The organism is Lentzea sp. NPDC058436, assembly GCF_042721515.1.
Lineage (GTDB): Bacteria > Actinomycetota > Actinomycetes > Mycobacteriales > Pseudonocardiaceae > Lentzea.
Window position 1 is genome coordinate 28,663 of record NZ_JBHXLF010000003.1, and the last position, 24,564, is coordinate 53,226.

At 67.1% G+C, this 24,564-nt stretch carries 23 protein-coding genes, 1 tRNA gene and 1 other RNA gene; 10 read left to right on the plus strand and 15 right to left on the minus strand.

What is annotated here, in order from left to right:
- Positions 1–4: 4 nt before the first annotated feature.
- Genes ACFWN2_RS13820 through ACFWN2_RS13835 form a run of 4 tightly spaced genes read right to left on the minus strand, consistent with a single transcriptional unit; the run spans position 5 to position 5,464 of the window.
- Complete coding sequence (locus ACFWN2_RS13820) at positions 5–1,873, minus strand: hypothetical protein (protein ID WP_382427501.1); 1,869 nt, start codon at positions 1,871–1,873, stop codon at positions 5–7.
- Positions 1,870–4,731 (minus strand): ATP-binding protein, encoded by a 2,862-nt coding sequence (locus ACFWN2_RS13825; RefSeq protein WP_382427502.1) that lies wholly within the window; start codon positions 4,729–4,731, stop codon positions 1,870–1,872. The genes ACFWN2_RS13820 and ACFWN2_RS13825 overlap by 4 nt, the downstream gene beginning before the upstream one ends.
- On the minus strand, positions 4,706–5,182 hold the full coding sequence (locus ACFWN2_RS13830) for a hypothetical protein (RefSeq protein ID WP_382427503.1): 477 nt from the start codon (positions 5,180–5,182) through the stop codon (positions 4,706–4,708). Before ACFWN2_RS13830 ends, ACFWN2_RS13825 begins: the two co-directional genes overlap by 26 nt.
- A gap of 3 nt (positions 5,183–5,185) precedes the next feature.
- The gene (locus ACFWN2_RS13835) at positions 5,186–5,464 is read right to left on the minus strand and encodes a hypothetical protein (protein WP_382427504.1); all 279 of its coding nucleotides are present in this window, start codon (positions 5,462–5,464) and stop codon (positions 5,186–5,188) included.
- Between the two features lie 440 nt (positions 5,465–5,904).
- Here ACFWN2_RS13835 and ACFWN2_RS13840 point away from each other — a divergent pair, with 440 nt between their 5' ends.
- Positions 5,905–6,144: a hypothetical protein gene (locus tag ACFWN2_RS13840; RefSeq protein ID WP_382427505.1), complete on the plus strand. Its 240-nt coding sequence runs from the start codon at positions 5,905–5,907 to the stop codon at positions 6,142–6,144.
- Between the two features lie 48 nt (positions 6,145–6,192).
- On the opposite strand, the gene ACFWN2_RS13845 is transcribed toward ACFWN2_RS13840, so the two are convergent.
- From ACFWN2_RS13845 to rnpB, 3 genes are all read right to left on the minus strand, one after another.
- Positions 6,193–7,779: a DUF6345 domain-containing protein gene (locus ACFWN2_RS13845; protein WP_382427507.1), complete on the minus strand. Its 1,587-nt coding sequence runs from the start codon at positions 7,777–7,779 to the stop codon at positions 6,193–6,195.
- Positions 7,780–7,934: 155 nt separating this feature from the next.
- The gene (locus ACFWN2_RS13850; RefSeq protein WP_382427509.1) at positions 7,935–9,059 is read right to left on the minus strand and encodes a threonine synthase; all 1,125 of its coding nucleotides are present in this window, start codon (positions 9,057–9,059) and stop codon (positions 7,935–7,937) included.
- A 17-nt stretch (positions 9,060–9,076) separates the two neighbouring features.
- Positions 9,077–9,459: RNase P RNA component class A (gene rnpB / locus ACFWN2_RS13855), an RNA gene on the minus strand.
- A gap of 175 nt (positions 9,460–9,634) precedes the next feature.
- Between rnpB and ACFWN2_RS13860 the strand changes: the two genes are divergently transcribed.
- From ACFWN2_RS13860 to ACFWN2_RS13870, 3 genes are all read left to right on the plus strand, one after another.
- Positions 9,635–10,156, plus strand: a complete 522-nt coding sequence (locus ACFWN2_RS13860) for an NAD(P)H-dependent oxidoreductase (RefSeq protein ID WP_382427510.1) — start codon at positions 9,635–9,637, stop codon at positions 10,154–10,156.
- Positions 10,157–10,340: 184 nt separating this feature from the next.
- A complete protein-coding gene (locus ACFWN2_RS13865; RefSeq protein WP_382427511.1) occupies positions 10,341–11,300 on the plus strand; it encodes a trypsin-like serine peptidase in 960 nt (319 codons plus the stop codon).
- Positions 11,301–11,354: 54 nt separating this feature from the next.
- Positions 11,355–11,651: a hypothetical protein gene (locus ACFWN2_RS13870; protein ID WP_382427512.1), complete on the plus strand. Its 297-nt coding sequence runs from the start codon at positions 11,355–11,357 to the stop codon at positions 11,649–11,651.
- 2 nt (positions 11,652–11,653) lie between these two features.
- Here the strand turns inward: ACFWN2_RS13870 and ACFWN2_RS13875 are convergent, their stop codons facing one another.
- The gene (locus ACFWN2_RS13875; RefSeq protein WP_382427513.1) at positions 11,654–12,751 is read right to left on the minus strand and encodes a bifunctional RNase H/acid phosphatase; all 1,098 of its coding nucleotides are present in this window, start codon (positions 12,749–12,751) and stop codon (positions 11,654–11,656) included.
- 59 nt (positions 12,752–12,810) lie between these two features.
- Between ACFWN2_RS13875 and ACFWN2_RS13880 the strand changes: the two genes are divergently transcribed.
- Positions 12,811–12,893 (plus strand) — tRNA-Leu (locus tag ACFWN2_RS13880).
- On the opposite strand, the gene ACFWN2_RS13885 is transcribed toward ACFWN2_RS13880, so the two are convergent.
- From ACFWN2_RS13885 to ACFWN2_RS13910, 6 genes are all read right to left on the minus strand, one after another.
- Complete coding sequence (locus ACFWN2_RS13885) at positions 12,875–14,638, minus strand: recombinase family protein (protein WP_382427515.1); 1,764 nt, start codon at positions 14,636–14,638, stop codon at positions 12,875–12,877. The genes ACFWN2_RS13880 and ACFWN2_RS13885 overlap by 19 nt on opposite strands.
- 150 nt (positions 14,639–14,788) lie before the next feature.
- On the minus strand, positions 14,789–16,987 hold the full coding sequence (locus tag ACFWN2_RS13890; protein WP_382427517.1) for an FtsK/SpoIIIE domain-containing protein: 2,199 nt from the start codon (positions 16,985–16,987) through the stop codon (positions 14,789–14,791).
- A complete protein-coding gene (locus tag ACFWN2_RS13895) occupies positions 16,906–17,538 on the minus strand; it encodes a hypothetical protein (protein ID WP_382427519.1) in 633 nt (210 codons plus the stop codon). Before ACFWN2_RS13895 ends, ACFWN2_RS13890 begins: the two co-directional genes overlap by 82 nt.
- Positions 17,535–17,867 carry a hypothetical protein gene (locus tag ACFWN2_RS13900; RefSeq protein ID WP_382427520.1) on the minus strand — a complete coding sequence of 111 codons (333 nt, stop codon included), beginning with the start codon at positions 17,865–17,867 and terminating at the stop codon, positions 17,535–17,537. Before ACFWN2_RS13900 ends, ACFWN2_RS13895 begins: the two co-directional genes overlap by 4 nt.
- The gene (locus tag ACFWN2_RS13905; protein ID WP_382427521.1) at positions 17,864–18,202 is read right to left on the minus strand and encodes a WhiB family transcriptional regulator; all 339 of its coding nucleotides are present in this window, start codon (positions 18,200–18,202) and stop codon (positions 17,864–17,866) included. The genes ACFWN2_RS13900 and ACFWN2_RS13905 overlap by 4 nt, the downstream gene beginning before the upstream one ends.
- Positions 18,195–18,392 (minus strand): helix-turn-helix domain-containing protein, encoded by a 198-nt coding sequence (locus ACFWN2_RS13910; RefSeq protein WP_382427523.1) that lies wholly within the window; start codon positions 18,390–18,392, stop codon positions 18,195–18,197. The genes ACFWN2_RS13905 and ACFWN2_RS13910 overlap by 8 nt, the downstream gene beginning before the upstream one ends.
- A 165-nt stretch (positions 18,393–18,557) precedes the next feature.
- On the opposite strand from ACFWN2_RS13910, the gene ACFWN2_RS13915 reads away from it, so the two are divergent.
- From ACFWN2_RS13915 to ACFWN2_RS13925, 3 genes are all read left to right on the plus strand, one after another.
- Complete coding sequence (locus ACFWN2_RS13915) at positions 18,558–18,962, plus strand: helix-turn-helix domain-containing protein (protein WP_382427525.1); 405 nt, start codon at positions 18,558–18,560, stop codon at positions 18,960–18,962.
- A gap of 401 nt (positions 18,963–19,363) precedes the next feature.
- Complete coding sequence (locus tag ACFWN2_RS13920; RefSeq protein WP_382427527.1) at positions 19,364–20,677, plus strand: transcriptional regulator; 1,314 nt, start codon at positions 19,364–19,366, stop codon at positions 20,675–20,677.
- On the plus strand, positions 20,674–21,024 hold the full coding sequence (locus ACFWN2_RS13925) for a signal peptidase I (protein WP_382427529.1): 351 nt from the start codon (positions 20,674–20,676) through the stop codon (positions 21,022–21,024). The genes ACFWN2_RS13920 and ACFWN2_RS13925 overlap by 4 nt, the downstream gene beginning before the upstream one ends.
- Here the strand turns inward: ACFWN2_RS13925 and ACFWN2_RS13930 are convergent, their stop codons facing one another.
- Positions 21,025–22,584 carry a transcriptional regulator gene (locus tag ACFWN2_RS13930; RefSeq protein WP_382427530.1) on the minus strand — a complete coding sequence of 520 codons (1,560 nt, stop codon included), beginning with the start codon at positions 22,582–22,584 and terminating at the stop codon, positions 21,025–21,027.
- Positions 22,585–22,756: 172 nt separating this feature from the next.
- Between ACFWN2_RS13930 and ACFWN2_RS13935 the strand changes: the two genes are divergently transcribed.
- Both ACFWN2_RS13935 and ACFWN2_RS13940 read left to right on the plus strand, forming a co-directional pair.
- Entirely contained in the window at positions 22,757–23,608 is an 852-nt protein-coding gene (locus ACFWN2_RS13935; RefSeq protein ID WP_382427531.1) for a Scr1 family TA system antitoxin-like transcriptional regulator, read from the plus strand.
- Positions 23,601–24,467, plus strand: a complete 867-nt coding sequence (locus tag ACFWN2_RS13940; RefSeq protein WP_382427533.1) for a Scr1 family TA system antitoxin-like transcriptional regulator — start codon at positions 23,601–23,603, stop codon at positions 24,465–24,467. The genes ACFWN2_RS13935 and ACFWN2_RS13940 overlap by 8 nt, the downstream gene beginning before the upstream one ends.
- Positions 24,468–24,564 lie beyond the last annotated feature (97 nt).

Consider the following 24,564-nt stretch of genomic DNA (forward strand, 5'->3'; position numbering starts at 1 on the left):
CCCTTCAGTTGTCCCTGACTTCGAAACCGCGCGACGGTCGGTAGATCACGTGCACCGGGCGTCCTGCCACCACTTCCGTCTCGGCCCTGCGGGGTTCCTGCACCGGTGCCGCGTAGGCGCTGGAGCGCGACGGCACGAGCACCGCGTCGTCGACCCTGTCCCACTGCCGGTCGGTGACCGTGGGACTGTCCACCACGCGCGACCGTGCGACGGGCAGCGCCGCGGGACCCGATCCCGCCGGCAACGCGCCCGCGCGCACCCTCGTGGAGGAGTCGTCGCCGTTGACGATCTGGACCGGCACCGCGTCGCGGTCGAGCCGTTGCGCCGTCGCCATGACCGGGTTGGAGGCCTCGGGACGGACCCGGCCGCGACCCCGCTGCGGCGCGTCCGCGCCGTCGGAGTCGTTGTCGCGCACGGACTCCCAGAACTCGTCCTGGGGCGTCGGCCCCTGCTGCTTCCTGCGGCCCATCATCTTCGACCAGACGCCACCGCTCATCGGCAGCACGTTGGACGCCGACCCGACCGACATCTCGACCATCTGCCACATGCGGCGCAGCGGTTTGCCGATCACGAAGCACACGAGTGTCAGCATCAGGCCGAGCAACGTCCGCGTCAGCAACGACAACCCGGTCGCGTTGAAGATCGCCTGCAGCAGCAGCGCGTGGACACCCGCGAGTACCGCGAGCACCAGCACGTTGAAGATCGTCACGGCGGCCGCGCGGGCCACCTTGCGCAGCAGGTCGTGGTGCAGCAGCGCGACGAGACCGATGAGCGGTCCGGCGAGCGTCAGGATGCGCAGCAGCAGCTGGGCCAGCAGCACCGCGGCCTTCGCGAACAGCTGGAACAGCGAGAACGCGATCGACTGCAGCAGCGCCAGGAAGCCGGCGCCGGTGCGGCTGCCGTCGGTGCCGTCGAAGTAGCCCTTGGCGGTGCCGAGCTGGCCTTCGAGGGCCTTCCACTCGTTCTTCTTGGCGTCGAGGGCCGCCTGGTCGCCGTCCTTGCCCTCGGCGATCTCGGCCGTGGTCCACGCCTGCGCCTTGAGGATGCGCGGGCCGAACTCGGCGGCCTGCGGTGCCTCGGGCGTGCCGAACGCGCCGCGCAGCCAGCTCTGGTAGACGACGGCGTCGTGCAGCTTTGTCGGTAGTACGTGAAGAGTGCCTTGTTCTTCAGGCGCCTCGATGAATCCCGCCTGTATCTCCGAGGTCTTGGAGACCAGCGTGTTGTCGAGGAGGTTGTAGAACTGGGGTAGTGCAAGCGTCGATGTCGCCAGCCACATGGCCGCCAGCGCCCAGAGCCCGCGTTTGGAGATCGCGGCGAAGTCGCCCGTCCAGATCTGCCGGAACATCAGGATCGCGAGGATCAGCGCCACCAGGCCGAACCAGCGCAGGTAGACGTTGTCGTAGACCTTCTGCACGCCGTTCTTGACGGCGTCGTCCAGCGGGACCAGCAGGCCGCGGCCCATCACCGTGTAGTGCAACGCGTTCGTGGCGCCGACGATGTTCTTGCCGATGCTGAACAGCTCGTTGCCCGCCCACGTGTCGAGCGTGGCGTTCGCGTCCGGCAGGACACCGCACTTGGCGTTGTACTGGTGCCAGACCATGCCCGCGTAGCCGTACTCGAGGTACGGCGAGCCGGGCAGGCCGTTGCCGACGGGCGGGTCGAGCGCGCCGACCATGCCCGCGCCGGGCCGTTCGGGGTTCGGCGGGTCGCCACAGGTTTGGGCGTGCGCCATCGGGGCACCTATGACCACCTGAAGCGCCAGGATGGCCGCCACGAGGCCGACCGACCTGGTGCGTGCTGACGCGCGCAGCGCGAAGCGCCGCCTTGCCCAGAGCAAGGCGGCGATCGCGAGCACGATCGTCAGCGCGGTCATGCGCCGCCGTCCCGGCGGCGGTTGGACCCGTCACCGTGGCTCACCAGATGAGCCTCGTCCTCCGTCAGACCCAGCTCCATGTCGGCCGCCAGTTCGTCGTCGATCTCGTCGGGCACGTAGGCGGGCGGCTGCGGCGCCGCCTCGTGGTCGTCCACCGGCACGAGCTCGCCCTTGCCGTTGTCGCGCTTGGCGTCGGGGGTCGTGTCGAGGGCGGTGCGCAGGTGCTCCAGGTGCGGGCCGCTGAAGTCGATGCGGATCCGCTCCACGCCGCCGGCGCCGTCGCCGAAGATGAACTGACGGGGCGCCCGGTCGCGTTCGGTCGCGGTGCGCTCGCCACCGGGGCGGCGGCCGAGCGAGGCGACGACCTGCTCGTACCCGGCGCCGACCGGCACCTTGAGCAGCCGCAACGCGTCCGCCTGCGCCTGGTCGTCGTCGAGGCGGCCGACGAAGACCGAGTCGAGCAGTGCGACGAAGCCCTGGATCCTCAGGAAGTCGGCGGGGATCTGCGACGACAGGAGCACGCGGACGTTCCACTTGCGCGAGTCACGCGCGAAGCGGTTCATCAGCACGCGACCGGTCGGGACCTCCGAGAGGAAGAACGCCTCGTCGATCCAGACGCCCTTGCGGAGGTCCTTGGGCCGGTCGTAGATCGAGCGCTGGGTGAGCCAGGCGGCGAGGTTGAGCATCTCGACGCCGAGCGACTCGGCGTCCGTCCAGTGCTCGCGGCCGACGCCGTCCTTCGGCAGGTTGAGGCCCGCCATGGTGAGGACGGTCAGCCTGTCGTCGCGCTGCTCGTTGTACGGGTCGTCGTTCTCCTCGGGGATCAGCAACGACATGCGCTCGCGCATCTCGTCGAGGAAGTCCGCGACGACGACCGCGTGCTCGTGGTGCTCGGACGCGTCCCGGCGCAGCGCCTCGAAGACGAGACCGGGGTGGGCGTCGAAGCGGCCACCGACCGTGCGGACCGCGCGCAGCAGCACGATGCGCGTCTGGGGAAGCCGCGCGACCTCGAACGGCAGCAGGCCGGTGAGCACGTCCAGCACGAGACGGCGGCGGGTGGCGGCCGCGAGGGCCTTCTCCCGGCGCCAGGCCCGTTCGGGGTCGTCCTCGTCGAGGAAGTGGTCGAGCATCGGCTCGGCGACCACCCGGTACGGGTTGAGGATGCCGGGCTGGGCGTTGAGCAGGTTGATCGGGCGCGCGTACGGCCGCAGTTCGGGCAGCTCGCACAGCGCCGAGAGCGGACCGGACGGGTCGAGCAGCGTCCAGTGAGCACCCGCGCGCAGCGTCTTGTAGACCATGCCGCCGCCGAGGAACGACTTACCGGCACCCAGGCCCGCGACCATCGCCGTCAGACCGGAGGCGTCCCGGAGCTCCTGCGCCATCCACGGGTCCCACGCGACCGGGCGGCGGGTGGCCGTGACGGTCTCGCCCAGGAGGATGCCCCGGCGGTCACCGACCTCGGCCGTGGCCGTGGGAACGGCGGACGCCGCCCACAGCACGCTGCCACGACGCAGGTACGCGCCGCTCGACAGCGGCTCACCGGGGATGAACTCGCGGGCGATCGCGTACTGGGCCTCGGGGTGCTCGATCGCGACCTTCGGCTTGTACAGCTCCAGCAACGACTGGGCCAGGCGCAACGCCTCGCGCTCGGTCGGGCCGCTCACCGCCAGGCGCCACCACGAGCGCACCCGGGTGCCCAGCGCGGTGAAGCCCGACGTCATCTCGTCGTCGATCTCCAGCACGCGACCGGCCTGCCGGGCCAGCGACTGCGGCGGCTCCAGCTCGTGCTCGTCGGTGTAGTGGCGGACCTGCGAGCGGACCTTGCTCATCTGCCGCGACAGCTCGCCCGACACCTCTTCGGGTTTGCGCACGTAGATGCGGGCGGACCACTCGACGGAGGCCGGCAGGCGGTCGGCGCGCTGCACCCACGGGTCGTCGACCTCGGGGATCTGCAGGCCGTGCATGAGCCCGACCGTGAGCACGGTGACGTGCCGCTTGACGCCCGCGTTCGAGCCGGTGCGGCCGCGCACGGTCACCGTCGGCGAGTAGGGCTCCTGGTGGAAGTCGGCGGCGTCGGTGAAGCTCGCCAGGTCCTCCGGCTCCCACGCGGCACCCGGCACGGCGGGCAGGTTGCGCGGCGCGGGCAGGCCCAGCGAGCACGACCTGTGCATCAGCCAGGACATCTCGTCGGCGGTCGCGGGACGGCCTTCGAGCCCGGCGGAGCCGATGACCTGGTCGAGGTGCTCGACCTCGGAGTCCAGTGCCACGAGCTCGGCGTCGACGGCGTCCGGGAAGACCTTGCGCAGCACGGGGGCGGCGCGTTCGACCGCGCGGTCCATCATGTTGCGGGTCTGCACCTGGACGCCCAGGTAGACCTCTTTCTCCGCCATCGAGCGGCCCATCAGCTGCTGCTGCTCGCCGACCATGTAGTCGTCGAACGACAGCGTGCCCGGCGTGTCCGGGAGGCGCTTGACGGCGTTGTGCACGTGCGCCTCTGCCCACATGCGGATCGGGTACGGCCGCGTGGTGACGCGCAGGTGCATCCAGCGGCCCTGCAGCTCGGCGTACTGGCCCGCGATGGCGGCGATCAGGTCCTGGCGCTGCGAGTCGCTGCGGAACGACCAGCGCTGCGGCGCGAGCCGGTACCAGGCGTATACCTCCTGGCCGGTGCGCAGCAGGTGACCGTCGATGCTGCGGGCGCTGATCGACGGTGTGTAGCTCGGCACGGCCTGCTCGCCGGGCAGGCGGCGGCCGCGCTTCGAATAGGCGGCCCTGTCGCGCTCGCGCGGGTCCGCGGCGGCGTGCTGGGCGATGTGCTGGGCGGAGCGACGGTCACGGTCTCGCCGGCGTCCGAACACCGCGAACCTCCTTCTTACGGCTGTTTGACGTCCGGCGGGGCTGGGCCTGCTGTCTCGCCCGTCGCTGTTGTTTCTTGCTCAACTTGGGACGAGGTCGCTGCGGACTGACCCGGATCCGGGCGGCGCTGGCCGCTCCGCCGGTGCTGGCCGTGCGTTCTCGAGGTGCGGTGAGCTCGCGGACCCACATCGACATGACGGCCGTGAGGGGCCGTTCATGGCTGATCCGCTGGGTGATGAAGCGCGTGAGGATGATCGTCGCGACGAGGGCCCACGCGGTCGAGAAGAACCCGAACCCGACGCCCATCTGCCGTTCGATCGTGAGTACGACGAGAAAAACGACGATCCCGACGCCCCACGCGACGTATCGCGCGCGCCAGGGGAAAGTCGCTTTGGGCGGACCGAGCCAGACGGCGTCGACCCGGTAGACCTCGTCGTCGGTGCGGACCCGCACGGATCAGCCTCCGACGAACAAGCCGGCGAGCCACTTGCCGATGTTCGCCCCCGCATCGGTCGTGACCGCGAGGCCGATGATGGCGAGTGCCACGATCACTCCACCGAGGCGGCGCATGACACCCGCGTTGTCGCCCTTGCCACCTCCGAGCCAGAGCAGGAGGAGCGCGACGGTCAGCAGCAGCAGCGGAACGATGTTGTTCAGGATCCAGTCGCGGACGTTGCTTGTGCCCGGCACCGTCGGCTGCTGCTGAGCGAGTGTCACCAGGTCCATGGCGATCATTTAGGTACTCCAGAGTGCGCGGGGGCTAGCGCTACGAGTAGAACACGAGTTCGTCACGGCGTGTGGGGCAAGTGAAGTGGGCGGTAGATCATCTGGCCGTTCCCCCTGGGAGGAATTACGTCTAATCTGGCCGACACATCATCACTGAGGAGAGGTCAGTGGGGAACACCCGGATCAAGATTCTCTCCGTAGCTGGCAAGGTTCACCCGACTGCGAACGCCCTGGTCACCCACAGTGCGTGCGTCTCAAACATGCGCACGTGCGCACTCATGTGAACGCCCTGTTCGGCAGGTTCCCGACCCCGCTGCGAGCGCACTCCGGAGCGGCGACGACGAGGAGATTCGCCCATGCTCGAACCTGACCTCGCGCCGGACGGAAGTGTGGACGGAATCACAGCCTCCCCTAGTGCTCCAGGCGTGGACGAGCCTACCGGGCAAGGCGTGCAATCCCGGCGTCGGGTCCAAAGGACGATCAACTTCGACCGGTCCGTGCTGGAGCGGGCGCGTGCGGCGGCCACCTACCTCTCCTCCTACGAGCCCCAGGCCGGGGTCCGCTCGCTCGCCGACATCGTGAATCCGGCGGTGCTCGCGTACGTGACCGAGTTGGAGGAGCTCTACAACGGCGGGGAGCCGTTCCGGCCCGTGCTGCGGATGCCGTCGGGACGTCCCGCGAACCGGTGAAGCCCGGCGACCACGAGGTCACCGGGCTCCGTCGCGGAGGTCAGCGGGTCACGAGGTGCCGGTGATCCGCCAGAACCAGCCGGTCGAGGCGTAGTCGGGCCCGACGGAGCCCTTGCCCCAGAAGTAGTCGTCGTAGTTGCCGAGACCACCGCTGGCCGGCAGGTAGACGCCCATGGTCGCCCAGCGCACGGACGCCGGCTGGGTGTCGATGCTGGCCTGCGCCCACGCGTCGCGGACCTTCATCGGGTTGTTCCACCACAGGAACGGCGAGCGCCACATGTAGTGGCCGAACTTGCCGCCGTGGTTGGCCGAGTTGTAGCTGACCGTGGTGAAGCTGTTGATCTGGTGCAGGCCGCGGAACGCCTGGCCCCAGCGCTGCGCCCACGTCTGGCCGCCGGTGTTGTCCTCCAGGATCTGGCAGGTGAAGAGGCTCATCCACTCGACGTCGTTCTGGCCCCACCTGGCGTCGGTGTTGGCGAGCTTGTTGTCGGTGTGGTTGGAGCAGCCGGTGAAGTAGAAGCCGGTGCCGCTGCCGTGGCCCTGCCAGTAGGTGAGGTCGACGTCGTCGGCCCAGTTCGTGTCGTCGCCGCCCGCGAACGCCGGGTCCTTGAAGTCGCTCTCCCAGGCGTTGCCGTCGAGCCAGCTGAACTGGCGGGTGATGCCGTGGTTGCCCGCCTCGGTGTTGAACGTGCCGATGTTGGCGGCGGTGTTGGGCAGGCCGGCGCAGTTGCCGGTGCCCTCGCTGCCGACCTGCGTGCCGGCGCCCTGGATCTTGAACTGGGCCTGTGGCCGCGGCTCCTGGCCGGGACCCGGCTGCGGCAGCTCGGCGCCGACCGCGGCGGGCAGGGTGATGGCCTGGGGCGCGCCGCCGTCGTCGTTGCGGCCGGAGCAGCGGAACGAGGGTTCGACCTTGTCGGTCTTGTCCTCCAGCGGCGTCGCGACGTAGACGTAGCTCGCCTCCGCCTTGACCGAGGCGCCCAGGTACTTCTGGCACAGCTTGGCGCCGTACGCGAGGTCGTTGACCTTGACCGTGCCGGCCTTGTCGTAGGTGCGGGCGGCGTGGCTGACCGCCGTCACGCCCTGCGCGTCGAACGAGACGCGGATGTTCGCGCCCTCACCCTCCAGCGGGATGCCGCCGAGCTGGAACGTGTACGACACGCTGGTGTCGAGGTTGGCCGTGAGTGCGTTGCGCCCGTTGGGGTCCGCGAGTTCGAACGTCGTGTGCTGCGCGGTGGGCGACGCGTTGTCGGGCAGCACGCCCGCTGCCCTGAGCCCTTCCTGCGCGCGCTTGGCCGCCTCCTCCGTCGAGATGGTCCTGATGCGCTTGAGCGCCTCGGTGTCGAGCGCGGTCTGCGTGGTGGCGTTGCCGTCCTCGTCCGGTCTGCCCTGTCCTTTGTCGACGGTCGGCAGGTACTGGTAGCGCTGCTCGTCCGCGAAGGACACCGCGCCGTACTCGGATCTCTGGACGTCCTTGAGGCCGAACGCCCGTTGCAGCTTCTGGGCCTGCTCCTGGTCGAGACCGGAGCTCGTGACCCCGTAGACGGGTAACTCCGTGGCGTCGGCCGTCGCGACACCGACCGCTCCAGCGGTGACGAGGCTGGACAGGGCCAGCACGACCGTCAGCTTGCGTTGCATGTCTCTTCCCTCCCTCGGAGACGGCCGGCTGCAGGGGCCGACCGTCTGACAGGAGGATCCGGCGATATTCGTGGTGATACCGAGAGTGGACAGGTCGGCTCGTGGCACCACTCGAACGGCCGAAGTTCTGTAACGCCCTGGGGGTTGCAGTGGACCTAGAGGCGGAGAGATGGGTATTTGATGCCCGCTCCCGTGTTCAGCACGACCACGTCGTCGTCCGCCGCGAGCCACCCGGTCTCGCGGAGGTTCCTGACGGCGCTGACCGTCGCGGCGCCCTCCGGGCAGAGGAACACGCCTTCGAGGCGCGCGGTCTCGGCCCGGTCGGCTTCGATCTGCTCGTCGGTCACCGCCACCGCCGTGCCGTTCGTCTCCCTGATGGCCCGCAGGATGATGAAGTCCCCCAACGGTTTCGGCACGTTGATGCCGAACGCGCCGGTGTAGGCGGCGTCCCAGAACACCGACTCCTGCTCGCCCGCCTCGAACGCCCTGACGATCGGCGCACAGCCGGTGGACTGCACGGCGACGAGGCGCGGCAGCTTCCCGGTGATCCAGCCGAGTTCGAGCATCTCGTGCAGCGCCTTGTGGATCCCGATCAGGCCGACGCCGCCACCGGTCGGGTAGACGATCACGTCGGGGACGCGCCAGCCGAGCTGCTCGACGATCTCGTACCCCATCGTCTTCTTGCCTTCGATGCGGTACGGCTCCCGCAGCGTGGACGCGTCGAAGAGGTCGACGTCCGCGACGGCCTTGCCGGCGTCCGCGATGGTGCCCGGCACGACCCGCAGTTCGGCGCCGCTCGCCTCGACCTCCTCGCGGGTGATCAGCGGGGCGTCCTCGGGCATCGCGATGACGCTGCGCAGCCCGGCGCGCGCCGCGTACAGGGCCCAGGCGGCGCCCGCGTTGCCGTTGGTCGGCATCTTGATGCCCTGGATGCCCAGTTCCCTGGCCCGCGCCACGCCGACGGCCGCGCCACGGGCCTTGAACGAGCCGGTCGGGATGAGCGACTCGTCCTTCATGAGCACGGTCGCGTCCAGCGCCCTGCTCAGCGCGGGCAACGGCACGAGCGGCGTCATGCCCTCGCCGAGGCTGAACGCCGGATCGGGGTCGCGCACGGGCAGCACGTCGCGGTAGCGCCAGAGGCTGTTCTCGGCGGTCGGCCTGCCCACCTTCGTGAGGTCGTAGCGGGCGAGCAGCGGCGACGCGCACCCGTGGCAGAGGTTCTGGACGGCGTCGGCGTCGTGTTCGAGGCCGCAGCGGGCGCATTCCAGGTGCGAGAGCATGACTTCATGCATACAGGCGGATGAGCCGGCATGTAAGCCGGATCCTGTTCGTGGGACCGAGGTCCCAGTCGGCGGCCATCCATCTGGGCCTGCCGTTGCCGGCAGGCTCTAGCGGCCTACCCGCGAGCATCGGGCGGGCAGCCCTCGAACGCTCGCGCAGGTGCCTCGCGGCACCCTCTTGGCCTTGCTCCGGGTGGGGTTTACCTAGCCGCCCCAGTCACCTGGGGCGCTGGTGGTCTCTTACACCACCGTTTCACCCTTACCGCGGCTTTCGCCGAGGCGGTCTGCTTTCTGTGGCACTGTCCCGAGGGTCACCCCTGGTTGCCGTTAACAACCACCCTGCCCTGTGGAGTCCGGACTTTCCTCGACGCTCGCGCGCCGCGGCCGCCCTGCCGACTCATCCGCGTTGACCAGGATATCCCAGCGTCTGGAACCGGTTGTCCACCGGTGCGGACGTTGGTTGACTTCAGCCATGACACGACGTCGCCACGTCGACTACGGCCGCGTGGCAGCAAGCCTGTGTTGCCGTCCCTGAGTCTGTCGTCCTCAGTCCGCGACCTCGGGAGTGCCTCGTCATGTCCGATCTGCTGATCATCTCCGGCGCGCCGTCCCACTCCGCGCCGACCGGAGTCGTCGTGTCGTACGTCGAGGAGCACCTGCGGGCCGCCGGGCACCGCGTGGCGTTGCTCGACGTGCGGGCGTTGCCCACGTTGTCGCTGCTCACCGAGGACCTCCGCGATCCGGAGATCGCGGACGCGGTGAGCGGCGTGCTGTCGGCGGACGGCGTGGTGGTCGCTTCGCCCGTCTACCGCGCCGCCTACAGCGGACTGGTGAAGGCCCTGCTGGACCTGTTGCCGAAGAAGGCGCTGCGTGGCCGCGCGGTGCTGCCGTTGGCGACAGGGGGCAGCCAGGGCTTCCTGGTGGCGATGGACTACGCCCTGCACCCGTTGCTGGCCGCGAAGGGCGCGGACCAGGTGGTGCGGGGCGAGTTCGTGCTGGACCAGAACGTGGGCACGCCGGCGGCCAACTCCGCGCTGGAGGCGGCGGCAGACCGCTTCACGACAGCGCTGACACCACGGTTGCGTCGCGTCAGCTGACGTCCGTTTTGACCCGTTCGCGCCTCGACACCCCTTCCCGTTGACGCTACGGTCGGAATCGCGCCGGTCTTCTTCGACCGGCTCTGGGGAGTTCTACCGTGGGGGCGGGGATTCGCACGCGAGCGGCAGTGAGCCGCTTTCTTCGCGTGCTCTGCATTGCTGCACCCGGAAAGGTGTGCGCAACATGAGGAAATCAGTTCTGTTCGCCATGCCCTTTTTGCTCGTCGGCAGCTTCACCGGTACGGCCGGCGCTGCCGAGGCGCGGGAGGCGAGGGCGTCGCAGATCGTCGAGCACCGCATCTCGGCGGACGAGGCGAGAGCGGCCGCCGAGTACTGGACGCCGGAACGGATGGCGTCGGCGAAGAACGCGGACCGCCAGGTCAACGCCGATCCGAACGCACCACGCCGGGTGGAGCGGGCGCAGACCGACCAGAAGCTGGCCGAGCCGTATTCGGCCCTGGGCGACGTCGGCGCGTCGATCTACCGGACCCGCGTGGTCGGCAAGGTCTTCTACAAGGACTCGGCAGGCGGGAACTGGGTCTGCTCCGGCAGCGTCGTCAACAGCCCGGCCAGGAACATGGTGTCCACCGCGGGACACTGCGTGCACGAGGGCGACGGCGGCAACTGGCACAACAACTGGCTCTTCGTGCCGGACTACCACAACAGCAGGCCGTTCGGCACGTTCGAGGCGTACAACCTCACCACACTTCGCGGCTGGACCGATGACGGTTCCTGGGGCTACGACTCGGCATTCGCGCTGATGGGCACCAACGGCAGCGGCCAGCGACTGGTCGACGCCACGGGCGTGGCGAACGGCGTCCGCGTGGGCGGTCCGTTCAACCGGACCCACACCGTCATTGGCTACCCTTGCGACAAGGAGAGCTGCCAGGCGCAGTACAACTGCGTGGGTCCGTCCCAGCAGGCGACGGTGTTCTTCCCGCGCCAGATCACGATGAGCTGCGGTCTGCAGGGCGGTTCCAGCGGAGGCCCGTGGCTGACGGACTTCCAGGACAACGCCAGCGGCACCGGCCTGGGCTACGTGCACGGCGTGACCAGCAACAACGACATCTTCGGCAACCTGCGCTCGCCGTACTTCGAGGACGCCGCCGAAGGAAACCTGTACCGCACGTTCATGAACGGCTGACCTGTTCACCGGCCGGGCGGACCGATCCGCCCGGCCTCTCGGGAAGGGAAGACCGTGAAGCCGCTCCACATCGTCCTGGCCGCGGCGGCCGTCGCACTGGTGGTGGGCGCGGCCGGCTTCCTGCTGCTGAAACCCCCGGACGAGCCGGCAGCGTCCCAGCCCACCTCGACCACCCTGCCGTCCCCGTCGCCGGGTTCGGGCTGGACCGAGGAGGAGATGCGCAACGCGCGCCCCAAGGACATGACCGCGGGGCCGAGCGTCGAGGTGCTGGTCATCGGGGGCGGCCTCCTGGCGGGAGCGGCCACCGCGGGAGTCCTGCTGCTGGTGCGCCGCCGTTCCTCGTCGCGCTGACCTCAGCCCAGGTGCGAGGTGTCGTTGATGAGCTTCACCGACGCGTGCCCGTCCGGGTAGAACTCGGCGATCGACACACCAGTCAGGTCGAGGTGCATCCGGAACAGGAACTGCGGCCCGACGTCCAGCGCCTGCCGGAGCATCGTCTTGATGGGCGTGACGTGACTCACCAGCACCACCGTCTGGCCGCCGTACCGGCTGATGATGTCCACCCTTGCTTTCCTGACCCGCGCGTGGACCTCGTCGAAGCTCTCGCCGTTCGGCGGCTTGACGGAGGTGTCGCCCAGCCACCGGCGATGCACCTCGGGGTCCTGCGCGCTCGCCTCGGCGAACGTCAGCCCTTCCCACGTGCCGAAGTCGGTCTCGATGAGCCCTTGGTGCGTGACGACGTCGAGACCCAACTTGTCCGCGAGCTTTCCGGCCGTCTGGTGCGCGCGCTGGAGCGGCGACGAGATGACCGCCGCGATGCCGTCCAGTGTGGACAGCCTGGCCGCCGCCTTCTCGGCCTGCTCCAGCCCGAACTCCGTCAGCGGGTGATCGCCCCGCCCCGAGTAGCGCCGGTCGACCGACAGCTTGGTCTGCCCGTGCCGCAGCAGGATCACCCTCGTGGGCTCCCCGACCGCGCCACTCCAGTGCGGCTGCTTGTCCCCTTCGGCCTTCTGTAGCTTGTCCTTCTGCGGCTTGTCCTTTTCTGGGCGGCCTTCGCCGTCCATGGCCTCATTGGCCAGCCGGTCGGCCTGCTTGTTGCGCTCGCGCGGGATCCACTCGTAACTGACCTTCACGAACCCGCGAGCGACCTCCTGCGCCTCTTTCGCCAGAGGCTGCATCGAGGGGTGCTTGATCTTCCAGCGCCCGGACATCTGCTCGACGACGAGCTTGGAGTCCATCCGCACGTCGACGATCTCGGCGTTCAACTCCCGAGCAGCCCGAAGCCCCGCGATGAGTCCCTGGTACTCAGCCACGTTGTTGGTGGCGACACCGATGAACCCCCGGCGCTCGGCCAGCGTCTCGCCGCTGAGCTTGTCGCGCACGACAGCGCCGTAACCAGCAGGTCCGGGGTTCCCCCGCGAGCCGCCATCCGCCTCGACGATCACCTTCACGGGCCGATCGTAACCCCGCGTTCAGACCCCTCCGGACGCCCTGTATTCTGTTCACATCAGTCTGGGTGGCGGAATGGCAGACGCGCTAGCTTGAGGTGCTAGTGCCCGTAAGGGCGTGGGGGTTCAAGTCCCCCCTCGGACACTGGTTTTATCCCTACCAACCGGGCGGATGCTCCCATCGAGCGTCCGCCCTGTTGCGTTGTAGACGATCTCCAGGTTCAACCGCTCGTAGAGCCGTTGCAGCTCCTCCGGGTCACCGAGCCGAGTCACCTTCTTCACGTCGCCCAGCGAATCGACCATCGCGTAGATGGCCGCCGCATCCCGCGCGACAGGCTTCGGTGTCCCGTTCAGCTCGGCTTGAGCCGCCGCGCGCTTCTCCTGCGCTTCATTGATGGCATCTACCAGCGCAACCGGGTCGACTCCCGCGGCGATGGCGTTCTGGAATCGCTTCAGCTTCGCGTCCGCCTCAGCAAGGCGCTTCTTCGCAGCCGCGTGGTTGACCGTTTCCGAGGTTCCGCCGTCCTGCGATTCGACGAGAGCCAAGACCGTCCGGTCGAGGTTCAGAGGATCGAAGAGCCGATCGATCCACTCGTTCAGCACTTCGACCGCGGCGGCTTCCGGCAGATACACATTTGTCGGGTGCCCCTCCAGTGCCGGCGAACCGGGCACCATCGTTCGAAGTGCACAGCGGTAGTAGGTCCGCAGACCGCGCGGCGTTCCCTCCATTCGCCTTGCGCAATAGCCGCACTTCACGCGACCCCTCAACGGGTAGACACGCTTTGTGCGCTTCGACCCGCGGACAAGCTTCTTTCCCGCGGAGAACCCACCGGCCGCCCGCGACTTCCGCAGAAGCTGAGCCTGTACGAACTCCTCAACCTCGATGATCTGCGGATGTGCTTTCGTTCGAGAGCGCACCACACGATCCGGAGAGGCCTTGCGGAACCGCACCACGTGACCCGCCCCAACGTCGTCCGGGTCAAGCAGCATCTCTTGCCGGGTCCAACGCCCGAAGAACGCAAAGCCCGTGTAGCGAGGGTTCTCCAGGATCGCCCTGACGGTGCCGCCCTGCCATCCGTCGCCAGGCCGATGCCGGTTCTGGTCGGGCCGACGCGCGGACGGACACGGGATGCCATCCCGGTTCAGGTTGTTCGCTATGGCGCGGTCGCCCATCTCGCCCGTGAGGTACTCGGCAAAGATCCTCTGCACGACCTCTGCGCTTGGCTCGTCGATCGAAAGGACGCGCAGGCGGTACCCCTCAGCCGCCTTCCTCGGGTTGGGGTGCGGTCCGGCATCGATGACTGTGTACCCGTACGGTGCCCGGCCGCCCTGGTGACGCCCCTCGTTGACCACCTGAGCATCCATCGCCGCTCGAACGCGCGCCTGCACGTGCTGTCGCTCCGACTCGCTCATGCCGCCCAGCACGCTCATCAGCATCTTGTGCGACGGGTTGCGCGGGTCGTACTTCCCACCGAGTTCCGGCACCCACAGATCCACGCCGTAGGCGGCGAACTTCGGAGCAATCAGCGAGAACTGGTTACCGAACCAGCACCGCGTCCCCTCCCCGACCACGACCGCGTTCCATCCCCGGTCCGGGTCCTTCAGAGCGGCCAGCAGCCGCGCAGCTTCCGGCCGTCGCTCCCACGGCACCGAACGTGACTGGCCGATGTCGAAGAACTCCTCGACGATCACGCCGCCCAGCGGTTCGACGAACTTGTTCGCGTTGCCCCACTGCCAGCCCCGCGACGTCTCCGGGTCCTGGTTGTCTTCGGTCGAGCACCGGCCGCAGAACGCGACCGGTCCCACTCCTTCTCCGATCGGTTCGACCACCTCGACGCCGAGCAGGTCATCGAACGCTACCCACGGGTCTCGACTGATTTCAACAGTCATCCATCCCCCTTTCCCGAGGCCGGTCCAGCGCCTCGACCTCAGTCAGCCTGATCAGAATGTCCAGCAGTATCCGACTTACTTCCCTGGTGAGGATAGGCAGTTCAGCGGGAGGGTTGAATCTGAGTTCGCCAGCGACCGCATCGTCGGCACTCATGCCGAGCCGGCTTCCAGGTCCGCCGACCTGCTGATTTCAGCATTCTTCGCAACCAGATCCACTGCCGCTCGAAGATCAGCCGTCAGGTAACCGCGAACACGCCGTGTGCCCTCATCCGTGGTGACGTACTGCCGTGTCGGCCGGCACCCGTACTCACCCATGTCCGCGCTGAACGTCGTTGGCTCGACCTCCAGCACCTCGACGAGTTCAGCGGTCGGAACGAAGTCCCGTTCGTTCAGCTCATCGCCGAGGTAGTCGACCACCGATGCCAGCGGCTCGGGTAGATCGACGTCGGCCAGGTTCGCCGCCGCGCCGGCCTCGATCGCCTTCACGGCCGCGCCGTCCACCATCAGCGGCAGGTCGTTCCCGGCCGCGTGCCCACTCAGGGTCCCTTCGCTCTCCCGCAGTGCACGCCCACGCTGACAGATCTCCCGCCAGTCCTCGTTCGGCATGTAGTAGGTCCGCACCGTCAACGCGAGCACGTCGGCCCCCGCTTGGGTCTCACCGTCCGGCCGCAGGATGCCCACGCCTCGATGAGAGGGGAGCAGGCGACTGCTGTCGTATCCGCGGGTGTTCATCTGCTCGCCGAGGATGATGTTGCTGTCACGGAAGTCCATGACTCGCAAGGCAAAGCGCGAACCGAGCACAGCGCGCAGCTTCGTTGGGATGGTCTTGCTGTCCGGTCGCTGCGTTGCCAGGACGAGGATGATGCCAGCGGCCGGTGCCTTCTTCGCGAGCCACGTCAACAGCTCGCCGACGTACTCCCCCGCTGTGAGCTTCTTCCCCTGCACCTCAACAGGAGTGCGGTCCTCTAGTGCAATGTGGACCTCGTCCACCAGTAGCGCCGTGATTGGCATTCCGAGGGACTGATCACGCGACATCTCCGGTGTCACCTTGGACTCAGGACACCGGACGTCGTCAAGGTCCTGCATCCGCCTGTAGCGGCTCTGAACATCGGCCACCAGTTCGACGAGCCAGTCCACGAACGCCAACACGTGTTCGGCGTCATCGCCCGCCATGAACCGGTGCGCCACCTGCTCCGCAGCTTTCCAGTCCTTGCCGTTCTTGAAGTCGGCGACGTACAGCCTGACGTGCGGGTCCAAGATCAGCCCCGCGGCCGCCAGCCGTTCGGCCATCGTCTTCCCCTGCCGCGGCAGGGCACCGATTAGGAGTGACGTCCACACCAGAGGCAACGTGATCCGCCTGCCGCGCGCATCTGTGCCGAACGGCACTGGCCGCCACGCATCCCATCGCTCGACAGCCAGCAACGGCGTCCGAATCGGCGGCTTCGCGTACGGGTCCTCGTCAGCAACCCACATCGCAACACGGCCAGCGTGTCCACCGTTCCCGCGAACACGCTCCACGCTCAACTGGACCTCGTCCACCGCCAGGGCAGACGCCAGATCTTCACGGTGCTTGACGATGTCGGCTGCCTTGCGAGTCGCCGGCAGATCAACCGTGACCGCCCATCCCCCGCCCTGGTGCTTCGCTCGCTCAACCAGCCGGAGACTCTCGTCCTTGCCGATCAGCTTCGCGTCCCGGAATGCGTCCACCAGGATCTGTGGGTCCATCGTCCACGCCAGGGAGCGCGGACCCGCAAGTACGGCCTTCCGTCCAGGGTTGCCGTCCTTCTGCCTACCGAGGATCGCCAGTGCCGCTGAGCCAGCAACACCCGCGATCCACAGCACTCGGTGGCCGTAGACGAGGTCCAGAACCCCAACCGCGACAACGGTTGTAGCCAGCAGAGCGCCCGTGACTTTCCAACGGAACAGCGTTAAGCCGCGGATCTCGGCGAACTTGTCGGCCAGCTTCTCCGACTGCTCAGCGGCCGTGCGGTAGTCGTGAACCCGCACCCATCGTCGCCAGCCACGTACGGCGACCACCAGCCCGCGAACGGCGGCCCGCAGGAAGCGCCACGGCGACATCGCCAGCCGCACGCCGGCATCTTTCACCGCGTACTTCAGCGCTTCCCGCGACTTCAACGCGGTTGGCACGATCCGCGACCGCTGCCACCAGTCCGCAAAGCGATGCTTCTGCGGCGAAGTGACCACGTCGGCCTGGTCCTCCACGAGTTCCCCGTCGAGCACAGGTCCCGCTGGGACCACCTCGCCGCTCACGACTGCACCTCTGCCCGAAGTGCGGCGGCAAGCCGTGACGACAGGCCGCGCGAGCACTCGGTGACCTCGCGAACCCATGCGGGCGTGACTACGACATCAGGAGTCCGAGCAGCCCGAGCAACCGCCAAATAGTCGGCGAACGACGTCCGTTGACCGGGTCGCTTCGCTGGCTGTTGGACGTTGCTCTGCAGGGAAGTCGGCTCCACAACCGACACGGCAACCGCAGAACCGAGCTTGTCCCGTAGATCCGTCACGGCTTCTGCCGCAACGAACACGACGAGCGGGGGTACCGAGTGCAACACCACCAGCGCAGCCGAACCTGCCGCGTACGCGCTCCAGGTGTTCATGACGTACGTCGCGCCGAGCGTGAACCACTTCGCCGTCCGGACCCAACCGCCCATGCGGACGCCGTGCCGCGCGGTGACCTGCTCGGCTCGAAGAATCGCCAGAAGTACCAACGACACCATCGGGTCGAGTAGCCACGCGGCGGACCAGGCCAGCGACCACACCGGCGCACCGGCCGCCGCGAACTGCTGAACGTTGGTCATCGTGAACGCCAGCCCGAGCAGGATGCCGGTCCAGCACAACCGGTCAACCTGCACCGCGACGCGTTCGATCGGCTCGCTCATCGCCGACTACCGCGCTCACGACGTGGTTCGTACGCCGTCACCGTCAAGGACTTGGTCAGCGTGTACGACGCGAACAGGGCGGGAACGGCCAGCACCGCGACGAGCAGCCATCCACTGCCCCCTTGCGTGATCACGATCCACTGAGCCACGACGATCAGCGCGGCGTTGAAGACGACCCGACCAGCGAGCGAGACGAACCGCGCACCCGTTCGCGCCGCGTTCGCCGCAGCCTTTGCCCGTCGGGACGCCATCCGCCACACGAGCACCAGGACCAGAAGCGCGCCGACTCCAGCCATGACCTGAGTGGGAGTGAGGGTGAGTGCGTTCATGAACGCGGCCCCCTCTCGGCACGGTCACCGCGTCGGAGCCAATGCGGGTACAGCTCCCGGCGGTCATCGGCGGCGAGCGCGCCCCACACGCCAACGGTGTTCTCGCCGGCAGTGCGCAGCTCCAGTTCCAGGCACTCGTCCCGTACCGGGCAACCGGAGCACGTGCGCGCAGCGAGTTCACGATCAGTCAGTTCGTCGCCGGCATCGGGTGGCTCGTTCGTGAACGCCCACATGCACAGGCCGTCGCGTTCGACGACTTCGGAGAGCTGGTCAGTCGGAACCCATCGAAGCCGGTCCAGCGACCAAGCGATGCCGATCAGTCGGTCGTCAGTCACGGAGCACCTCCGGACCCGCGTTGGCAAGCAGGGGCAGGAGTGCGGCCACCGGGACCACGAGCTGACCGCGCCGACGCTCCGTGCGCAGCTTGCCGAGACGGATGGCGCGGCAGACCTCAGCCCGGTCGACGCCGAGGACCCACGCGGTCTCACGGATGGTGTGAGCGGAGGAAGACAGAGAAGTACTCATGAGGATTAGCCCTTTCAAGAGAATGATGATTTCAGTTCTAAGGCGATTGATATCAACACCGCCGAAGACATGGCGGGGTACAAACGGCGTGTGAATCGCCGTGTCACACCGCAGCGTGCGAAAGAGTGACTAATCTCAGCGCTGAGGCGGAGCGCGGAGGAATACGTGTCGGAGGATTGGGCGGCGGTCGCCAAGGCGATCAACCAGCGAGTAGAAGAGCTGGGAATGCGACAGAAGGAACTCGCCGAGCGGTCGCACGTATCGCTTGCGATCGTCCGCGAGCTTCAGCACAACCTCGTGGAGCGCCGACGCAGCCCGCGGACCCTCGAATCCCTGTCCACCGCACTGGGTTGGCACCCTCAGCACCTGGAAGCCGTGCTGCACGACCGCAGGCCGCCCGAGGTCGGCGATCCGGTGGTGGACCTCGCCGACACCCTGTGGACGAGAATCGACCGCGTCGAAGAGCGCCTCGAAGACATCACCGATCGACTCGAAGCCCTCAAAACCGATGTGGCGTCGGTAATGACCCAGCTCGCAGATGTCGCGAAGCACGTTCGCGATCGTCGGTAGGTGGCTGTTTCTCCTGGTGAAGCTGCTGTTTTCCATAGCTCTAATTCCACTGCGAAACCGCGCTGGAACCCATGCAAGACCTATGCAAAACCACCACAACTCCACCGCAGGTTCCCTGCAAATCGCGCTTCGGGGGTAGCGACGAGATGACGTTGACCAGCGGATGGACCGGTGCCGATGCGTGCGCGTTGCAGGACGCGCTACGGCTCAGCCAGGAGGGGTTCGCCGAACACCTCGGCATCCACCCGCGGACCGTCGGCTACTGGCACCAAAAGCCCAGCTCACGACCCAAGTCGGAGATTCAGCAGATCCTCGACGCCGCGCTCGATCGAGCACCCGCGGAGGTCCAGGCGCGCTTCGCCGAGCTGCGCGACGACACCAAGCCAGCGACGACCGTCCCGGTGAACGCCGCGAACGATGCCGAACAGCGGCTGGCCGCCGACCCGAACGTGGTCGCCGCACTCGACTGGCTCGACAAACACGCGGAGCGCGAGCCCGGAACCGCTCGCCGCGCGGTCGCCTCTCGACTCTCCCTCGTTGACGTCAAGTCGTTGCAGGACAGGGGAAGCAAGCGCGGTCGAATCGATCAGCACCTCGTCGCCGAAGCCCTCGCCGACTACTACGGTCGCGGTGCGGACGGCTATGGCCGGTATGCCGCGCGGTTCGGCGATGTGGAGGCCAACACGAGCGTCCTCACGCGTGCCGACTGGTTGGACCTGGACTGCCCGACCATCGCCAGCCATGACCGGCTCAGCCTCGTCCGCGCGGCAGGCGACGCACCCGCGTCCCTCGACACCGAAGCTTTCGACCAGGCCGTCCAACGGCTCGCCGAGTCACTCGCCCTCGGTGTGCGGTTCACGAACATGCCTCTCTACCGGCTGCTGAGCGCCGACATGAGAAGAGAGTCGATCGGCGGCACGGTCGGGATCGCCTCGTTCGTCGAGTACGTCGTCACGATGGATCTCCTGGAGGGTGAACTCGTCGACGCACTCGCCCTCGGCACTCGCGCGGTTCACCTGCCGCTCCGCGACCGCTACCTGCCGGACCTCAATGCCGTCCTCGACGTAGGCGGGCGACTCACGGCCGGCGGCACCCTCGCCCTGTGCGCGTTCGCTCGACCAGCGGACCCGTTCCGCGGCCCAGCGGACTACGTTCTCCTGGTGCAGGAACGCTCAGGTCACGTGATCAACGCCGCGCGCCGGCTTGCCGTGATCCCGAAGGGCTTCCACCAGCCGCTGACCGACTTCCGCGGCGACGCCCAGGTGGGCGCGACGATGCGCCGCGAGATGGAAGAAGAGCTGTTCGGCCGCCACGACATCGACAACACCGTCGGCGATCAGCGCAGCGCAGACCCGATGCACCCAAGCCGCCTCTCCGAGCCGATGCGCTGGCTCCTCGACGAGCCGGGCCGTCTGCGGATGGAGTGCACGGGCTTCGGGTTGAACCTGGTGAGCGGGAACTTCGAGTTCCCGCTACTGATCGTCGTTGACGATGAGGAGTTCTGGCAGCGGTACGGCGGGCAGATCGAGGCGAACTGGGAGACGGCGAACCTTCGCCAATACTCCAGCTCGGACCCCGAGCTCCTGGAGGAGCTCGCCGCCGACGTAGCGTGGAGCAATGAGGGCCTGTTCGCGCTCTTGCAGGGACTTCGCCGTCTCAAGGAGATCGGCGGGGGCCGCGTGAACGTGCCAACGATCGAATGGGAGATACGGTGACCCCCAACTGGCAACAGGGCAACGCTGCTGAGGATGGAGCCGCAACGCGCGGCTGGTTGGTCGGGCACTTCATCGACCCGTCCGAGGGCGTGCGGTCGTCGAAGGACGTCGAGGTGAAGTGGTTCACTCACCCCGCCGGTGACAAGCGTGTCGAGTGGACGTCAGACGACCAGCGCACGACCCTGGTTCTGTTGGTAAAAGGGCACTTCCGCGTCGACCTGACCGAAGGTCCCGCCGTGTTGTCCCGTCAGGGCGACTACGTGATGTGGGGTCCCGGCATCGACCACTCGTGGGAAGCCATTGAGGACTCGGTGGTCATGACGGTCCGCTGGCCGTCTCAGACGTGATCAGTCGCTAAGCCGCCACTCGATCGGCGGGAAGTCCACACGGTCGCCGCCGATCTCGCGTAGCCGACGTAGTCCCTGGAGCAACGCGAACAGCCCCTCGTTGCTCCAGGCCTCGTCCCTGATCAGCTCGCTCATGAGTTCGCCGTCGAGGCTGGAGTACAGCCGGAGTCCGGACGTCTCCCAGTTCGCCTCGATCTGCCCGCCGAACCGGTGCCAGAACTCCTCGTCGTCGATCACGACGAGACTCGCGAACTCGTAGTTCCCGCTCACCAGGTTCAGCCCGAAGCCGGTGCACTCCATCCGCAACCGGCCCGGTTCCGCGCCCAACCACCTCATCGGCTCAGACCATCGACCGGGGTGCATCGGCGCAGCCGAGCGAGCATCGTCGGCGGTCGCATCAACGTCCTGCCGACCGAACAGCTCCTCTTCCAATTCACGCCGGAGCGTCGCCCCGACAGCCGCGTCTGCGCGGTAGTCCGTGAGGGGCTGGTGAAACCCCTTCGGGATCACCGCAAGCCGTCCAGCCGCGTTCAGCACCTTGCCGGACCTCTCCTGCACGAGCAGCGCATAGTCAGGCCTACTGCGGCCTTGATCCTGCGGCCGCGCAATCGCACACAAGGCGAGAACGCCGCCTGCACACGTGCGTCGGCTCAGGTCGTACACAGCTTCAAGGCTTCGCAAATTCCTGTCCCGCAACGGAGTTCGCGTCTCAAAGCCGCCGGCTGCGACCGCATCTGTCAGCTCTTGTTCAAGCAGATCAGAAGTCAGCGCGTACTCGACGAACGGCACCACGCCAACGCTTCCGCGGACTCCCTGCGGGCCAAAGTCGATGCTCGTCAGGCGGTAGAGCGGAAGATTCCTGAAGCGCACGCCAAGAGCGACCGCCTCAGCAAGCCGAGACATGGCCGCCGAGGCTTCGATGTCGTCCAGTAGGACTCGATCACCAGTCTCCCGAGCGAGAGCCAGGCCATCGTGAACACCGTCCAGCGGGCACGCTAGGTCAAGCCATTCCGCACAAGTCACGACGCTCGCCGTCACCTCGACGTCCCCACAACTAGCCCGATAAACGCCGCGGTCGCCGTAGTAGTCCACGAGTGCACGGGTCAGCGCGGTTCTCCCCACCCTCGCCCGCAGCGCTCCCCTGTCCAACAACTGCCCGAGGTCCAGGCCGGCAAGCCTCGCCCTCACCTCTGCACGGCTCGTTCCCGGCTTCCAACCCGCCTGCTCATCAAGCCAGTCGAGCGCAGCAGTCAACGCAGCGCTCCCCCACTCCGGCCCGTGCCGCTCGGCAATCTCGGGTAGTTCCGGAGCCGCCAACAACTCGTCGATCCGAAGCTCAAAGATCCGCTCCAGCAGCCGCGCGGTCGACGCTTGAACGCTCGGACCGATCGGCTCACCAGAAGGCTTGCGACCAGCGATGAGCCGCTGGAGGTGGCGCACGCCGATCATGCCCGGCTCGTTGTTCTCGCGCGCGAACACCTCAGCGAAGTCAACGAACTCCTGAAGCGTCTGCCGCCGCTCGCGAATCTTCTGCTCCAGCACCGTCCGGAACGCCCGCACGCCGAGCACCTCCCAAGTCACATGTCGCCCACAAGTCGCCGCCAAGTCGTTCTGCTGACGAAATGCTGATGAGACGTTGATTTCAGTTTGACATGGATCGCTGCCAACGCTGCCCACCGCGGCAACAAGGCAGTCAACTCATCCAGGTCGAGACCCTGAAAGGACTCTCAACGTGCCGAAGAGGATCTCCACCGCGCGGGGCCGCGAGTTCGGCGCCGGCATACGAGCGGCCTTGACAGAGGCTGGCCTGACCTCACGCGATGCCGCCGCAATCTGCGAGTGGGACCCGTCGAAGGTCTCCGACATGACGAACGGCAAGGGCGGAGTAAGCCAGCTCGAAGTAGCGACGTTCCTTGGAGTCTGCCGAGTCAGGGCGGCTGAACTGGCGCACCTGATGTCGTTGCACTCGGATACGCACATCCGCGGCTGGTGGCAGCAGCACGGCGTGTACGCGCCCGTCTGGCTTCGGACGCTCGTCGAACACCTGAAACTGGCCAAGACGGTGACGAGCTGGCACACGCACCTCATCCCGGTCTTCCTACGGGAAGCCGAGTACGTCCTTGAGGTGCAGCACGCATCAGCAACCGCACCACGGGAGGAGCTACAGGAGCGCGTGCAGGCGCAATTGGCGCTGCAAGAGCTGATCAAGTACGGGGTAAACCGCACCTTCTACATCGATGAGTCGGCCCTGCATCGGAAGATCGGCGGCTTCGAGGCTCACTCCAAGCAGATGATGCACCTCGTACGGATGGCCAACCTGCCCAACGTCACGATCAAGGTCCTCCCGTCGTCGCGGGGCGCACACGCTGGACTGGCAGGCCCCTTCACTCGGCTGACCTTCGACCAGTACGAGCCCTTGGTATGGGTGGAAGCCGAGAACTCCAGCCTCTTCATCGAGTCGCAGGACGCAATCAAGGGGTACGAGAAGGTCATCAGCGCTCTCGAAGAAGCCAGTTTGAGCGATGCAGAATCCTTGGAGTTGATCGCCAGCCTGTACGCCGAGACGAAGGACTCATATGCCTAAGAACTTCAAGTCCAGTCTTCAGAACCGCGCCGTCGGTCGCGCGCTAGCCAGGTGGCGCGCAGACAGCGGGATGAGCTTGTCCGAAGTGACCAAGAACGTCGGCTGGTCAACGGCCAAGACTTCCATGTTGCAAAACGGGCTTCGACCGATCCCAGATTATGACGTACTCGCCCTGGCTCTCGTTTATGGGGTCTCTGACCGCGAGCGACGACCGGTGCTACTGGGCGCACAGCGAGCCCATGCTTCAAGGCAGTTCGAATTGCTGGGTGGGGAAACTGCGGCTTGCGTGGCATGGACCTACGCCGAACTAGAGTCCGAGGCAAGCTACGAACGCGTGATTGCTATGGACCTACTGCCACCAGTCGTCAGATCCCCGGAGTACGAGGCGGCGCTGCGTAGAGCCCGCGTCAGCCCGTCATCGCACCAAGACCGTCGCTACTACAGCGACGCCGACCGTAGCCAGGTAATGAGCCACATCCACGACGGCCCGTCGCTGTGCGTAGACCTTGTTATCGGAGAGGCGGTACTACGCCGGCCAGTAGGTGGCCACCTCGTCGCAGCCGATCAACTACTGAAGCTCGCGGCCCTTGCAGCGCTGCCGGGTGTCCGCGTACAGCTCGCAGCGGACATCGGCACTTTTGCCGGAATTCCATCTTTCACCATCTTTTCGTTTCGCGAAGAAGAATTCGATGACGTTGTATACCTAGACACTTTACACAACGAAATATGGCTAGAGCACGTCGATGAGGTGCTGCCATACACAGAAAGCTTCACCCGACTTATGTCAAATCTTCTTTCCACTGACGCTACCATAGCCCGAATATTCGAAGCAGCACAGAAACACAAAGACGCTAAATAATAAAGAAACTCACCAGTAAGAGTGTCGATTGAACAGTGCGCACCGGGTTCGCGGATGCACGCGCCCAAAGATACGGGACGCCAAAAAGCCACGATGC

Coding starts and splice junctions, on each gene's coding strand:
- ACFWN2_RS13885 (WP_382427515.1), bottom strand. CDS start 14,638: ATGACTGTTGAAATCAGTCGAGACCCGTGGGTAGCGTTCGATGACCTG.
- ACFWN2_RS13910 (WP_382427523.1), bottom strand. CDS start 18,392: ATGAGTACTTCTCTGTCTTCCTCCGCTCACACCATCCGTGAGACCGCG.
- ACFWN2_RS13865 (WP_382427511.1), top strand. CDS start 10,341: ATGAGGAAATCAGTTCTGTTCGCCATGCCCTTTTTGCTCGTCGGCAGC.
- ACFWN2_RS13940 (WP_382427533.1), top strand. CDS start 23,601: ATGCCTAAGAACTTCAAGTCCAGTCTTCAGAACCGCGCCGTCGGTCGC.
- ACFWN2_RS13890 (WP_382427517.1), bottom strand. CDS start 16,987: ATGGGTTCGCGAGGTCACCGAGTGCTCGCGCGGCCTGTCGTCACGGCT.
- ACFWN2_RS13860 (WP_382427510.1), top strand. CDS start 9,635: ATGTCCGATCTGCTGATCATCTCCGGCGCGCCGTCCCACTCCGCGCCG.
- ACFWN2_RS13835 (WP_382427504.1), bottom strand. CDS start 5,464: ATGATCGCCATGGACCTGGTGACACTCGCTCAGCAGCAGCCGACGGTG.
- ACFWN2_RS13900 (WP_382427520.1), bottom strand. CDS start 17,867: ATGAACGCACTCACCCTCACTCCCACTCAGGTCATGGCTGGAGTCGGC.
- ACFWN2_RS13895 (WP_382427519.1), bottom strand. CDS start 17,538: ATGAGCGAGCCGATCGAACGCGTCGCGGTGCAGGTTGACCGGTTGTGC.
- ACFWN2_RS13845 (WP_382427507.1), bottom strand. CDS start 7,779: ATGCAACGCAAGCTGACGGTCGTGCTGGCCCTGTCCAGCCTCGTCACC.
- ACFWN2_RS13850 (WP_382427509.1), bottom strand. CDS start 9,059: ATGCTCTCGCACCTGGAATGCGCCCGCTGCGGCCTCGAACACGACGCC.
- ACFWN2_RS13820 (WP_382427501.1), bottom strand. CDS start 1,873: ATGACCGCGCTGACGATCGTGCTCGCGATCGCCGCCTTGCTCTGGGCA.